Below are 13,870 nucleotides of genomic sequence, written 5' to 3'. Positions count from 1 at the left end.
GCGCCGCCGTCCAGGCGCATCAGGGTGGAGTTGTTGGTGGTGACGTCCTGACTGCCGGTGCTGGTGTTGGTGATTTTGGAGCCCGCGCCGTAGACATAGTAGCCAATCTGGTTTTCGCCGTCGGCGAAGGTGACCTGGCCGTTGCCTGAAAGGCTAATGGTTCCCTTATCGCGGGCGTGCAACCCTATCGCGCCGTCGCCCTCAAGGTTGACGGTGCCGGAGATATCTACCAGCGAGTTAGCCCCTTCCGCCCACGCGCCGTAGTTACGCAGGTCGGTGGACGGATCGGCGCTGCCGGTCACGTTGATCTGGCCGGAAGAACCGATCTGGCCGCCGCTCAGGGTCTTAACGCCGACGTTGTTCACTCCGCCGACGTTAACCGTACCCGTATTGGATACGCCTCTAGCGCTGTTATAGGCATAAATCCCGATATTCTGCCCCGGCAGGAAGGCGCCGCCGCCGCCGTCGCCTTTGAGGGTGATGGTGCCGCTGTTGATAACCTGAGCGGGCGCCTTGGTCCAGCTGGCAGTAATGCCGTAAGCGCCGCTGCTTCTTGTACTTAAGGCGATCAGCCCCTGGTTGTCTACCGTACCGCTGCTCAACGTGTTTACCTTGATAGCCGCAGAGCCCGCGGCGGCAAACATGTCCTTACCGTCCTGCGAACGGCCGACGTACATCTCGCCGTCAACGCCATTGATAAAAGAGCCGGCCGTTGCGCTTAACATTGCGCCAACAACCTGCCCCAAATATTCAGTCGTTCTGGTTCCTTCAGTAATGCCGAGATTTACCACGCCGTTATTGACCGCTTTCGCGCCGTTAGAGATGGTAACCATCAAGTTATTGGCCTGATTTTGCGACGCTAGGCCCGACCAAAAGCGAGGAATAACGTTAAAAGTGCCGTTATTGATGAATTCCGTTCCTGCGTCATAGACATTGATACCATAACCTTCGATGCCTCCGCTGGTGCCCGTGATCATGGTTCCATTATTCGTCAGCCGCGACCCGCTGTACAAAACTCCAATGCGAAATCCCGTACTAATATAACCATCGTTAACAGCATTAGCCCCGCTCGTTAAGCGAATAAGACTAGTGGTAGTCGCCCCACTATCCAATCCCCTCAGACTGCTTGACGTTAAGTGACTGTCGGAAGCCAGATTAATATTGGCTCCGCTGCCGGTACCGTGTAAAAGTACGACCGTTCCGGGGGGGCTTAACAAGATAGGATCGGCATCGGCCGGAAGCGGATTAATGACATAGGTCGTTCCCGTGTTTTGGTAGGCTTTAGTAAGTTCGCTCGCGTAAGCGCCGGTGCTTAAGTTACCGGCCTGAACCTGAGAGACCAACCAGGCGTTATACGCCTTCAGCTCGCTTAGATTGGTTACGTTTTGAGTAGAACCGTCAAAACCGGAAAATTCGCCGACGTAGGTGGTTTTTTGCGCGGTGTAGGTCGTGGAAGAGGTTGAACTGGTTTCCCAGCCAAATCCTATGGAGCTGGTGCCGTGCCAGTTAATCGTCGCAGTACTAGACGAGCCGTCGGCATAAAACAGCTGACTGTCGCGAAAGCTGGCGCTAATAGTATTATTGTTGTTATAAACGTCGGCCTGGCCGTTAGTCACCGCGACAAATCGCGTATTATAATAAACGTCAACCGGGCCTGATGGAAAAACCCTAAAAGAACCGCCGGGATTAGCCGTAGACTTATACTCTCTAAAGTTATTCTCGTCATAAACGGTAACAACCAGATTACTGTTGGTTATCGGATCGAATACGGTGATGTTCTTGTTTTTTGCGCTCAGCTGTAAATAGCTATCGGTGTCTGGAACCAGCGGCCCCGTCGCATAGCCGGCGTTTATCAAAGCATTTATCGAACCATAAGACGTCGAGGTTCCCTTTGCTGCCGTAATGGAAGAAAGCATGTCTATACGATAGGCCTGACCGTCAGAAATAACCGCCGTGCCCGCGCGGTTGTTGTTGGTTGACGTCGACCATACGCTATCGAGCTGGCACTCAAGGGCGACGTTGTCGCAGTCGGTCGCCAAACTCACAGGCGACAGTACCGCCAGCGTCAGGCCCGCCAGCGCTCGGTTGGTCGCCCGCTTGATCCGCCCACGGCCCAGCTCGGAAGTTACCACCCACAGCCCTAACGTACAGTTCCAGATCACACGGTATATTTTGTTCATAGCATATAGTCCATTACTTTAATAACCCTTGTTTTCTTTATAAAAACAAAAGTTAATTTTTTATTGAAAAGTTGTTTTTATTCTATTTGGCGTCTAAATATTATTTTCACGGCATAAAATAATGAACGATGAGCCTCGCTGATAAAATTGAGGTCGCCATCGAGATGAAGATTTTTTGATGACCTTTCAGAACCAAAGAAACAACTCTTTTTATGACAAATAAATACTAAATAATTTAATATAGGATCGGAAGCTTAAACTTAAGTTATCGTAAATATAGTTTTTTAATTTGCACAAATGCTTTATTTCATTTTTAACTATTGAATAATTCCTATCCACGATCTCATTGCCCACTCTTTATGTGAGCGTTATGAAGGCTATAACGGCATAGAGCCCTACGCTAAATGGTCATTCAACTAACTGATTAAATTATATTTTTTATATGCAACATTAGACAGGCATCGCCTTTATAGCAAAAAAACACCAACGTTCGATGCCTAGACCTATAAAATTGCTAAAGACAGACCACTTTTGGACAAATTAATAGGGCTAAAATCGATAATCAGTGTATAAAAAACACTCAAATCAATGAATTCAAAAACAGATATAAGAAATGTAGTAAAAATGAAAATCCAATGATAATAAAAAAAGAGTTGTTAAATACGGCAATTTACATACCCAAATAGGGGTAGATAAAATAGAAGCTAACGAACGCCAGGATCGGTAGCGGGCGAAGCCAATTTTTGTCGCTGAGGTTTTATAAAAGACAATGCCGCGCTCCGAAACGTCGAACCGCGGCATTCTCTATTTATTTATAAAAAGTCCTTATCTTTAAGGACGATAATCGGCTCAATGTCGCTCTCTTTTTTGATAACCAACGACTCGTCCCCGCGCAGGCACGTCCCGCCGTAGTTACCGCCGACGGTAAAGGTGCACACCTGGATGTACTTGCCGTCGACGTTTGGCAAACACCAAAGCTGCTGGTAGACGTTCTTTTGCTCGGAAAAGCTGCCGCTTGTTTGATCCAGCAGCTCTTCATGGCGGCTGATAAGGTCGATGTTGTTACCGCAGCGCCCGGCGATCGGTTTTATTGCATAGCCGGTTTCGATCAGCTCGTCGTTAATCTCAAAATCCGTATCCAGCAGATAGCGATGATGAGGGAACAGCGACCATAGCACCGGCAGTATCGCCTTATTGCCGGGGATGACGGTCCAGAACGGCTCAAACACCATCACCTCCGGGCGCAGCAGTACGTCAATCAGCCGCACCTCGTTTTCCGGATGGCCGGTGCGGATGGGCACGGCGGCATATTCCGTTTCGCTGACTTCACGCACCTGCTCGATAGCCGTCTCCCATGCCCAGGTTTTCCACACGCAGTTAACGAGGCGGCCGTCGCCGTCAATCAGCTGGCCGGTGGCGTCCCAGCGCAGTTCGCTCAGGCCAAACAGCACTTTGCTTTCAAAGCCGGCCTTAGTCAGGGCGCTTTGCATAAAGCGGGCGTGGTAATTTTCCTCGGCGTCGTCGGCATCCTGCATGATGTGTACAAACGGGCGGGCGCGGCTGTGTTTCCAAGCGCCAACCAGCTCATCAAACAGATCTTCGCCCGGATTGTGGCCGGGGCCGCGATAGCCGTGGCGCTTCCACTGCTCCAAAACGATCCCCGCCTCGGTATGGCAGGAGGCGGAGTCAGCGTTGTACTCATACACCTTCAGCCCGCGCTCATCCATGCAGAAGTCCATTCGGCCGGTTATCATGTCATGGCGACGACGCTGCCAGGAGAGCCGCAGGCGCGGCCAGAGAATCTTCGGTATATCAAACAGCGCCAGCAGGCTATCGTCTTTCAGCACTTTATCGGTGGCGTGCAGGTACATCAGATGCAGCTCGTTGGTTGCTTTGATAAGCTCCTGTTCTGCGCTTTTGGATATAGTGAAATACTGATACGGATCTTTATTGATGAAGTTCCCGTTAGCCTCAACGTACGCAAGCTGCAGCGGATCCCGCTCGTTGAGCCACTTGCCGTCGAACTGCCCCTCATTATTAATGCGTTTGCCGCGAATGACCAACGCCTCGGGCGGAACCGACGGCTGGGGCAGGCTATCCTGCGCCTTCTCTGTCTGGATCATCCAGCCCAAAATGACCGTGTCGTCAAACGAATCACGGATCGTGTACTTACCGTCCTGAACGGTTAAAGGAAGCTCCCGCGTCCACTGCTGCCCCGGAGGCAGCGGCGAATCGATGACGTTCTGCTCGGCGATCCTCACTCTGTCATTAAGGAGCTGAGTAATAACCGCCACGTGGCCGGTATCCTTAAACTCGCCGCCCTTCTGCCAAATAAGCAGCGCCCCAGCAACCGGCGCTCTGGAAGAGCCGTTGGCAAAAGCCTGCAGGGGGAGGAGGTTATCGTTAACCACTTCGCGCAAAAAGCGCAGGGAAAATATTTCATAGGCCATGCCGACGTCGGTAAATACGACGCCATAGTTCAGATACAGGAAGCGGCGGGCAAACTCAACGCACTGCCACTTGTGCCCCATGTATTCATTGCCGATGTAGCTACGAAAGGAGGCTTCGTCCGGATAGTCGCGAAAATTTAACGAGCCGTAGTTTGATGAATAAATTGCTACGCCGCCCGGCGCATAGCCTAACAGCGTCCCGAAAGGCGCATCCTGATTTTTAGAGCGTTTGCTCATGAGACTGACTCCAAAGACGGCAGGATGGCACTAGGACGCCTGCCTTTTGACACAGAACTACAGAAGTGAGCTAATGATAGCACTCAAGCGAAGGATGGCTAATACATTGGATAGCGTTTGTGCCTTCCCTTTCGATATGCTGCGAACCTACCGGCGGCTTCTAACGTTTAGAGGCCGTTTTTTATACCCAGTCCTCGGTAAAATATGTTCTTCTTATAAAAATCAATGAGCTAAAAAACAATAAAACATGCATTTACAAGGCACAAATCAATTTTTAACCGCCGCATGCGTGGTAACGTGGCCCAACTATCCCCTCCGGCGCGCCGACAGGCGGCGTTGAAAAAAGATAATCACGCGGGGCAATTGAAGAGCAATGAGTGAAAAAAACGTAAGTGAAAAATCCGTAAGTGAAAAAGCAAGGCAGCGCTGGCAGCGCAGGCCGGGCACCACGGGCGGTAAGCTCCCCTGGAACGACTGGCGAAACGCCTCAACCTGGCGTCGGGCGACGCAGTTTCTGCTGCTGGCGTTCAATATCTATATCGGCGTCGCCTTCTACTTTTGGGTGCGCTATTTTGAGACCGGCGGAGCCAGTATTTACGTGCCGAGACCGGGCGGCATCGAGGGCTGGCTGCCGATCGCAGGCCTGATGAACCTGAAGTTTGCCTGGGAAACCCATCAGCTTCCTCCGGTTCACGCCGCCGCCATGCTGCTGCTGGTCGCGTTTATCCTGATAAGCCTGCTGCTGAAAAAGTCGTTCTGTTCCTGGCTCTGCCCGATAGGCACCCTTTCCGAACTGGTGGGGGCGCTGGGCAAAAGGCTGTTTGGGCGTAATTTCACGCTGCCAAAATGGCTGGACATTCCCCTGCGCGGGCTGAAATACCTGCTGCTCGGTTTCTTCCTCTACATTGCCCTTCCCATGCCGGCGCAGGGCATCTATATGTTCCTGATGTCGCCCTACGGCCTGATCGCCGACGTCAAAATGCTCGACTTCTTTCGCAACGTAGGGGCCATCACGCTGGCCTGCGTATTCGCCTTCACCTTCGCCAGCCTGCTTATCCGCAACTTCTGGTGCCGCTACCTCTGCCCTTACGGGGCGCTATTGGGGATTTTCTCGCTGTTTTCGCCGTTTAAAATCCGCCGCAACGCCGCAAGCTGCATTGACTGCGGCAAGTGCGCCAAGGCCTGCCCGTCCAACATCCCGGTGGACAGGCTGATTCAGGTGAGAACCGTTGAATGTACCGCCTGCATGACCTGCGTTGAATCCTGCCCGGTAGCCTCAACGCTTCACTTCTCTCTCGTTAAGCCTGTGGGCTCGCGGCCAGAGGCCGGCGAGCGGGCTAAACCCCTGTGGCGACAGGCCGCGCTGTCCGGCGCTGCAATGACTGTTCTGGTACTAGGCATCCTTTTCGGCATTATCGGTTACGCAATGTACATCGACGGCTGGAACAGTCCAGTCCCCGAACAGATGTACTTCAGGCTGATCCCCGGCGCACAGATGATGGGCCATCCATAAAATTGACGGGCGGTCGCATAAAAAGCGCGATCGCCCTCGAATTATCGGCAATTAAATTAATATAGAACCCTACCCAGTGATAAAATAGCGAGCTCAAAAAAGAATTAATATTTGAGCGCTAGATAAATAAATTTTCATTTTATTAACATTGCTGAAAAATATAATTAAATAACATTTTTGTTTTTTTATTTCCAAACCGATTCGTAATGGAACATTGATTCGATGTTATATCTTAATTTTGCTCTTTATGGATGACAGTAAGTAATACTTCAATAAAAGTGAGCGCACTATGAGAAGCATTTTTACCACTCAAGATATTCCTGACGCAGAAAAGTTCGGCGTATTCAGAGACACCGTAAAGGGGCGCTTTTTATCTTCTTACGAGTGCAATCAGGTAGAGCTACCCTCCCACTCGCGTTTTTATGCCAATATCGTCGAGCAGCGGGTGATGGATCTTCGTTTTCTTCAGCTGGAATCCAACGGGCACAGCGCCAAAAGCAGGCCGGCGGCGCAAAAGCAAAGTCAGGAAGAACATTTTCAAATTGAGCTGCAGCGTTCCGGCACCGGTTACCTGTCTCAGGACGGAAGAACCGCATTTTTACGACAGGGCGATTTCTGCTTTTTTGACATGGCTCGTCCCGCGTCCTGGTCTTTTGACGACGACTATTCACTGTTCAAAATTCTTATTCCGAGAGAAAAGTTTGCTAACCGCTTGGGCAATACCCAGAACCTGACGGCCAGGGCCATCCGCGGCAACAGCGTCACCGGCGCGCTGGTCTATGGCTTTATTATGAAATATGTTCCTTTTCTGGACTCAATCCCTCAGCAGCATTCCCAGCAGCTGGCGGACATTCTGCTTAATCTGATAACCTCGGCGCTCAGCGAGCTGAGCATGGCGATGCCGCCCCAAAGCGCGGGGCGCTCAACCATTTTTTATCTTGCCCAGCAGTATCTCGAAGATAGGTTGTCAAACCCTGACCTGAATATTAGCGACTGCGCCAATGCCTGCGGAATATCCGTCAGGTATTTACAAAAACTCTTTCACGAACAGGGCACTTCCGTTAATCGCTGGATACATCAAAAACGCCTTGAGAACTATAAGGCCGCGTTGATGAATCCTCTTATGGCGGACCGAAATATTACCCAACTCGCCTACGACTGTGGATTTAGCGATATTTCAAATCTGAGCCGTAAATTTAAATCCGAATATTTAATGACGCCGTCGGAATACCGCAAGGTGCACTCTTTTCGGTAATAGCTTTCAGGCCGTATCCCGCTAAACGATCCCCCTCGGCCCGGGCCGAGGGGAAATCGAGGGTGTATCAACTAACCGTACCGAAACTCAATGCCTAAAGTGCCGCAGGGGTATTCCCACTTTGCAAGAATAGTATCGCCGCACAGCACGCGGCAGGTTCCACATTCCAGGCATCCCGCGTAGTCAAACAGGTACTGCCCTTTTTCGTCCTGCTTATACAGCCCCGCAGGGCACGCGGTCATCAGCTTTTTAAACTCAGCCGGATTGATGTCGTCCGCCAGAACAATATGGGGGTTGCCCTCATCGACGTTGAACTTATTGACCCCCAGCTTAACGTCTACGTTGACCTTAGTCATATCGCTCGCACTCCTTTAAATCCGTCTTTGATCAGATTCATTACGCCGACTTTCTTAACGCGAGATATCAGCTTCTTGCGCAACGGGCGCTCCGGGCCGCTAATGACGAACATGTCCCGCATCGCGCCGGCGGCCATCGCCGGATAGTCCACGAAAAAACGTGAGTTATCCAGAAAAGCGGGCAGATCTTTATACAAGCGCATGTCTTTCATCACAAAGCTGTCGTCCAGCAGCGTCCGGTAGGCTTCGAGCCCCTTGCGGCTAAAATCATTCCTGTCTTTCGCCAAAAGCACCGCCTTCGCGGCCGCCTCGCCTGAGGCAATCGCCAGATCCATGCCGCGCACGGTATAGCCGACGTTAAGGCAGAAGCCCGCCGCGTCCCCGGCGACGACGACGCCATTGCCCACCAACTCCGACACCATATTCATACCGCCTTCCGGCACCATATGGGCCGAATATTCCAGCAGCTTTCCGTCCTTAATGAGCGGCGCCACGGCGGGATGATGCTTAAAGTCTTCCAGCATTTGGGGAACGCTGCGGCTAAATTTGTCTACGTTGTGCAGCCCTAAAACCAGCCCCAGCGATACCGTGTTTTTGTTGGTATAAAGGAAGCCTCCGCCCATATGCCCGCCTGACGGCGTACCGGCAAACAGCCAGGCCAGCCCTTCATCGCCCGAGCAGCCAAACCGCGCTTCCATCTGCTCGGGCGTAAACTCCAGCAGCTCTTTTACCCCTACGGCCACCGTATGCGGGTTAACGCGCTGGGTCATTCCGAGCTTCTTGGCCAACAGGGAGTTAACGCCGTCCGCCAGGATCACGGCCCGCGCCTCGATTTCATCGTCTCCGGCCTTGACGCCGCAGACCTTGCCGTCTTTCACAATCAGCTCGTCGACGCGAACGCCGGTAATTACCTGTGCGCCGGCCTCTTCTGCTTTGCCCATCAGCCACTGGTCAAACGACGAGCGCAGCACGGTATACGAACGCGCCCCCGCATCCTCCAGCTGGGAACTTTGATAGTCCAGCGTCACGCTGCCGTCGTCGGTCAGCATGGAAATTTTCTCTCGCGTTACGCGCCGTTCTACCGGTGCCTCATCCGCAAACCCAGGGATGATAGCTTCCAGGCTGTGGGAATACAGCCGACCGCCGGTCATATTCTTACTTCCGGCAAAGTTGCCGCGCTCTACCACCAGCACGTCGCACCCGGCCTTTGCCAGCACGTAGGCGGCCGTGCCGCCTGCAAGGCCGCCGCCTACGATAATGGCGTCAAAGAGATCGTCTGCCATATGTTTTTATCCTTCTATTCTCTATTGATGACAAACCTATAAAATCAGCTCCCGTGAATATTCCGACCGAAAAAACGCTGTGCTGATATCACCATCGTGCTCGGTCGGAAGAGCGCCGCATGTAGTCTGGGAGGAACCTGCGTCAGCCACCGAGTCTGGCCGTCAGCGCGGGCAGGATCTTGTAGAGATCGCCTACGATCCCATAGTCGACGAAGTTGAAAATCGGCGCATTTTTGTCTTTATTGATAGCGACAATCGTCTTCACGCGGCTAACGCCGACCATGTGCTGGATTTGCCCCGATACGCCCGTGGCAATATAGACGTCCGCACCCAGCGCCACGCCGGAAACGCCGATATAGCGCTCGTGCTCCATCCAGCCCTCGCCTTCGGCGATAGGCCTTGAGCATCCCACTTCGCCGTGAACCGCCTTCGCCAATGCGGCGGCCAGCGCGATGTCCTCCTGCTTGCCGAACCCGCGCCCTACGCCCACGACGCACTTGGCTTTGCCGAGGTCTACCGAGCTGCCCTGCTTAGGACGGCGCCCCACCAGGCGAAGCGGGTGCGCGGGTGCTATGAACTCACCCACAGTGACTTCGGCCGCCGCCGCGTCGGTTACGGGCGCTACGTCATGGCCGCTGCCGACCGTCACCACCGAATAAGGCGAGCCGATCTGCGCCTGCGCGTGGGCCAGGCCGCCGTAAAGCTGGTGGGTTACGCACACGGAATCACCCTCTACGCTCAGGCTAAGCACGTCGCTGGCAACGCCCGCTTCAAGCTTCGCCCCCAGCCGGGCCGCTATCGCTTTGCCCCGCTTTGACGAAGCCAGCAGCACCAGAGCGCGCGAGCCGGACTCTTTAATAATTTGAGCAAACGAAGGAACGTAGTCTTCAACCACCGTTTCCTCCCGCTGCGGCAGGTGATACACCCGATCTGCCCCCAGATTCACGCAGGCGCTGACGTCCGCATCGCCGCCGACAAACAGGACGTTAACCTTTTCGCCCCACTGTCGGGCAAGGGCAATCAGCTCGGCAAGCCTTTCCGCTTTATCTGCATAAACAAAAACGGTGGGTAATAAATTAGCCATGTTGGATCTTCTCCCCTATAAATTATTGATTAAGCGCCTGCCGGAGGTGGTCGGCGAAAGCGGCAATGTTGTCGTCCGAATCGCCCTCGAAGATCACTCTCAGACGGTCCGCCTGCTCCGGCGCGCGGGCGCTTATCAGCGAAGTGGTCGGCGCAGAGATATCGACGCCGAGATCCGCAAGGCCCCACTGGGTCACCGGCTTTTTGTTCGCCGCCAGAATGGCCTTCATGGAAGGCAGCTTTGGAGTATTAATATCGGACGATACCGAGACGACGGCGGGCAGCGTGAGCTCCAGCTCTTCCACCACGTCTTCAAGATCTCGTTCAACCACAACCTTGCCGTCGCTCACCGTGATTTTGCTGACGGCGTTGACGCACGGCAGCCCCAGCATTTCCCCCACCAAAAGCCCGGTTTGCTGTGCGTACAGGTCGCCTGAGCCTTCGCCGCAAATAAGCAGATCGAAGCCGATTTTTTGCGCCGCGGCGGCCAGCACTTTCGCCGCTTCCGCCGGGTATAGAGAAGTGCAGGCGTCGTCGGCTATCGACGTCAGGTCGTCCGGGCCGCGCGACAGAATGTCCTTACGGACCTTGGAGTTTTCCTGCATGGCCTTTGCGCCCGCGCTCAGCGCCGTCACGCTGCCGCCGCCGGCCGCTGCCGCCAGCTCTACCGCCGCCTCTATGGCGTTAAGATCGTATAGGCTGATTTTTAAACCGGCATTTTCCGTCGCCAACGAGCGATCCGGGCGGGTTGTGATGTCCTGTTCATCGTGAACAACCTTACAACAGGCAATAAGTTTCATAGTTCGTACTCTCCATTCTGGTGAATGAAACGGTTAATAGAAAAAACGCTCTGACTCAGGCCAGAATGTGCTTGGCGATGACCATGCGCTGGACTTCGCTGGTGCCTTCAAAAATTTCGGTAAGCTTGGCCTCCCGCATCAGGCGCTCCACGGGATACGATTTGGTGTAGCCCATACCGCCGTGCAGCTGAACCGCCTTTTGAGTGACGTAGGTAGCCGCCTCTGAGGCGTAGAGCTTGGCCTGTGCGGCTTCGCGGGTATAATCACCGCCCGCCATCTTGGCCGCCGCCGCGCGATAAACCAGCATGCGGGCGCAATCCACCTGGTTTGCCATCTCCACCAGCATCCACTGCACGCCCTGGTTGGCGGCGATAGGCTTGCCGAACTGAATGCGCTCTTTGGTGTAGGTGATGGTCGCATCCAGCGCGCTCTGCGCAATACCCAAGGCAATGGCGGAGCAGCTCAAGCGGCCGCCGTCGAGGGTTTCCATCGCGATACTGAATCCTTGCCCTTCCGCGCCCAGGCGGGCGCTTTCGGCTACCACGCAGTCACTGAAGCTGACCGAACAGGTATCGGAGCCGTTCATGCCCATCTTCTCTTCCGGCAGGCCAATGCTGATGCCGGGGTTGTCGCGTTCTACCAGGAAGGCGCTAATGCCCTTCACACCCTTGCTCTTGTCGGTCATGGCGAAAACGATATAGAAGGCGCCCTGCGGCGCGGCGGTGATCCAAAGCTTGGAGCCGTTAATCACGTATGAATCGCCCTGACGCACGGCGGTCGTTTGCTGGCCGGCGGCATCGCACCCTGCGCCGGGTTCCGACAGGCAGAAGCAGCCGATCTTCTCGCCTGACACCACGCCCGGCAGCAGGCGCGCTTTGGTTTCTTCATTGGCGTATTTCTGAATGATGGGGCCGGTTAAGGAGCACTGTGAGCCCATAATCATCGCGTGAGCGGCGCTCACCTTGGCCATTTCTTCCGTCGCCAGCGCGTAGCTGAGCACGTCGGCTTCGCTGCCGCCGTAAGCCTCATCGATATTGAAGCCAAACAGCCCCAGCTCGCCCATCGGCGCAATGCTTTCGCTGGGGAAGCGGTGTTCTTTGTCTATCTCGCCTGCGATCGGCTTAACGTCGTTCTCAACGAATTCTCTGACCATGTCCCGAATAAGGGTCTGTTCTTCCGTCAGTTCAAAATTCATGCTTTTTCTCCCTCTGATGATATTTATCTGATAGTTATTCGCTATTTCGTCGGCGCCAAAGGCGACCGCGTTTTTGGTTTGGTGAAGCTACCCGCCCAGCGACGTGATGGACGCGGGAAGGAACGTGTACAGAAGCAGCATGAAGACCATCGCGATAAGCGGGATCGCCAGCGTCAGAATGCCGACCGGCCCATAGGCCTGCTTATGGTTGACGCCGCACACGCTCAATACGGTGATAATCAGCCCGTTAAACGGCGGCGTGGTGCTCATACAGGCCATGGTCGCCACCCGGTGCAGTGCGCCTTGATCCACAACGGCGGCGGGGAACATGCTGGCGATAAGCGGCATGGCGATGCTCAGCGCTCCCGAGCCCGAACCGCTAATAAACACCAGCGCGCCGACGGCGATAGCCGTAACCAAAAGCGGGCTCATGCCCGACTGGGCGATCGCTTGGAACGACTCCTTAAAGGCGGGCAGCGCCATGACCAGCGCGCCAAAGCCCACGATAACGGCGGTATTAAACAGCGACGTCACGCCCTCCATCGTTCCGGCGGCCAGATTGCCGACAATCTCTTTCCAATTGAGGAAGTTGACGTAGATAATCAGCGCGGCAATGATGGCGGAGAACAGCGCGATGGCCGGGTCCAGCTTAAGCACGTTCAGCACCAGTAGCAGGATAATCATAGGCAGCAGCGCAATGACAACGTGCGGCATGGGGCGGCTCTTGGCCTCGCTGCCTTTTTGCGCCGTTTTTTCGTCATCGACCCACCCTTCGCCGCTGGCCTTCACCTTCTTAAACAGCCAGGACAGATACAGGATCACCAGCGTGACCTGAAACAGCGCCGTCAACATGCCCGGCACCAGCCCGGCGGTAGCGGACGTGCCGAGAAACTTCATGGGGATCAGGTTTTGGATCTGCGGCGAGCCCGGCATGATCATGACGAAGGTGCCCGCGCCGGCGAAGTAAACGGCGGGGATCAGCCTGCGCGGCAGGTTGGCCTTTTTGAACATGCTGACCATCATGGAATACACGGTAAACAGCGCGACGAACACCGATACGCCGCCGTAGGCCAAAATAGCGCAGGCAGCGACTAAGGAGGGGATCACCGCCCTTTCGCCAAACTTGCCGATAATAAACGACGCCACGCTGTCGGCCGCGCCGCTAATCGCCGTCAGCTTGCCGAAGATGGCCCCCAGCACGAAGATAAAAAAGAAGCTGCCAAAATAGCCGCCGAGCCCGCCCGTATAGACTCTGAGTATCGCGTCTATCGGGTTGAGCGTGTCGGGCGACGTCATCCATGCCGTCACGGCCAGAAAGAGGCTGGCGGTAAACACGGAAATAAAGATGTGTATTCCCTTCATACACATCACCATCAGGATAATAAGTCCTATGACTAAACAAAGAATGCCCATAGTGCCTTACTCATATTGGTCTGATAGCCATCGGATCGCTTGCCGATAGCCACCAGGGAGTTATCGGCCCGCCCGGTTATCAACCTGGCGCGGGCCATGGTCGGC

General features: G+C 54.3%; 10 protein-coding genes. 2 read left to right on the top strand and 8 right to left on the bottom strand.

Features of this window, described 5'->3' with window-relative positions; all coding sequences use genetic code 11:
- Nucleotides 1–2,180 (bottom strand): ESPR domain-containing protein (locus G544_RS0115245; protein WP_027275405.1); only part of this gene is annotated, 2,180 nt, incomplete at its 3' end.
- A gap of 812 nt (nt 2,181–2,992) precedes the next feature.
- On the bottom strand, nt 2,993–4,867 hold the full coding sequence (gss, locus tag G544_RS0115240) for a bifunctional glutathionylspermidine amidase/synthase (RefSeq protein WP_027275404.1): 1,875 nt from the start codon (nt 4,865–4,867) through the stop codon (nt 2,993–2,995).
- 373 nt (nt 4,868–5,240) lie between these two features.
- Between gss and G544_RS0115235 the strand changes: the two genes are divergently transcribed.
- Nucleotides 5,241–6,380: a 4Fe-4S binding protein gene (locus G544_RS0115235; protein WP_027275403.1), complete on the top strand. Its 1,140-nt coding sequence runs from the start codon at nt 5,241–5,243 to the stop codon at nt 6,378–6,380.
- A 289-nt stretch (nt 6,381–6,669) separates the two neighbouring features.
- Nucleotides 6,670–7,635 carry a helix-turn-helix domain-containing protein gene (locus G544_RS0115230; protein ID WP_027275402.1) on the top strand — a complete coding sequence of 322 codons (966 nt, stop codon included), beginning with the start codon at nt 6,670–6,672 and terminating at the stop codon, nt 7,633–7,635.
- A 71-nt stretch (nt 7,636–7,706) separates the two neighbouring features.
- Here G544_RS0115230 and G544_RS0115225 read toward each other — a convergent pair whose 3' ends face one another.
- The 6 genes from G544_RS0115225 to G544_RS0115200 form a co-directional block, all read right to left on the bottom strand.
- Entirely contained in the window at nt 7,707–7,991 is a 285-nt protein-coding gene (locus G544_RS0115225; RefSeq protein WP_027275401.1) for a ferredoxin family protein, read from the bottom strand.
- Nucleotides 7,988–9,274 (bottom strand): FAD-dependent oxidoreductase, encoded by a 1,287-nt coding sequence (locus G544_RS0115220; protein WP_027275400.1) that lies wholly within the window; start codon nt 9,272–9,274, stop codon nt 7,988–7,990. The genes G544_RS0115225 and G544_RS0115220 overlap by 4 nt, the downstream gene beginning before the upstream one ends.
- A gap of 142 nt (nt 9,275–9,416) precedes the next feature.
- Nucleotides 9,417–10,358 (bottom strand): FAD-binding protein, encoded by a 942-nt coding sequence (locus G544_RS0115215; RefSeq protein ID WP_027275399.1) that lies wholly within the window; start codon nt 10,356–10,358, stop codon nt 9,417–9,419.
- Nucleotides 10,359–10,380: 22 nt separating this feature from the next.
- A complete protein-coding gene (locus G544_RS0115210) occupies nt 10,381–11,157 on the bottom strand; it encodes an electron transfer flavoprotein (RefSeq protein WP_027275398.1) in 777 nt (258 codons plus the stop codon).
- A 55-nt stretch (nt 11,158–11,212) separates the two neighbouring features.
- Nucleotides 11,213–12,352: an acyl-CoA dehydrogenase family protein gene (locus G544_RS0115205; RefSeq protein ID WP_027275397.1), complete on the bottom strand. Its 1,140-nt coding sequence runs from the start codon at nt 12,350–12,352 to the stop codon at nt 11,213–11,215.
- A gap of 87 nt (nt 12,353–12,439) precedes the next feature.
- Nucleotides 12,440–13,765, bottom strand: coding sequence for a GntP family permease (locus G544_RS0115200; RefSeq protein WP_027275396.1), 1,326 nt, complete (start codon nt 13,763–13,765; stop codon nt 12,440–12,442).
- Nucleotides 13,766–13,870 lie beyond the last annotated feature (105 nt).

The organism is Leminorella grimontii ATCC 33999 = DSM 5078, from assembly GCF_000439085.1.
Classification (GTDB): domain Bacteria; phylum Pseudomonadota; class Gammaproteobacteria; order Enterobacterales; family Enterobacteriaceae; genus Leminorella; species Leminorella grimontii.
Note: the sequence above shows the minus strand (reverse complement) of the source record. Positions and strands in the feature narration are given on the sequence as shown.

What these genes read in the sequence shown, in the direction of transcription:
- gss (WP_027275404.1), bottom strand. Translation starts at nt 4,867, where the DNA reads ATGAGCAAACGCTCTAAAAATCAGGATGCGCCTTTCGGGACGCTGTTA.
- G544_RS0115235 (WP_027275403.1), top strand. Translation starts at nt 5,241, where the DNA reads ATGAGTGAAAAAAACGTAAGTGAAAAATCCGTAAGTGAAAAAGCAAGG.
- G544_RS0115230 (WP_027275402.1), top strand. Translation starts at nt 6,670, where the DNA reads ATGAGAAGCATTTTTACCACTCAAGATATTCCTGACGCAGAAAAGTTC.
- G544_RS0115225 (WP_027275401.1), bottom strand. Translation starts at nt 7,991, where the DNA reads ATGACTAAGGTCAACGTAGACGTTAAGCTGGGGGTCAATAAGTTCAAC.
- G544_RS0115220 (WP_027275400.1), bottom strand. Translation starts at nt 9,274, where the DNA reads ATGGCAGACGATCTCTTTGACGCCATTATCGTAGGCGGCGGCCTTGCA.
- G544_RS0115215 (WP_027275399.1), bottom strand. Translation starts at nt 10,358, where the DNA reads ATGGCTAATTTATTACCCACCGTTTTTGTTTATGCAGATAAAGCGGAA.
- G544_RS0115210 (WP_027275398.1), bottom strand. Translation starts at nt 11,157, where the DNA reads ATGAAACTTATTGCCTGTTGTAAGGTTGTTCACGATGAACAGGACATC.
- G544_RS0115205 (WP_027275397.1), bottom strand. Translation starts at nt 12,352, where the DNA reads ATGAATTTTGAACTGACGGAAGAACAGACCCTTATTCGGGACATGGTC.
- G544_RS0115200 (WP_027275396.1), bottom strand. Translation starts at nt 13,765, where the DNA reads ATGGGCATTCTTTGTTTAGTCATAGGACTTATTATCCTGATGGTGATG.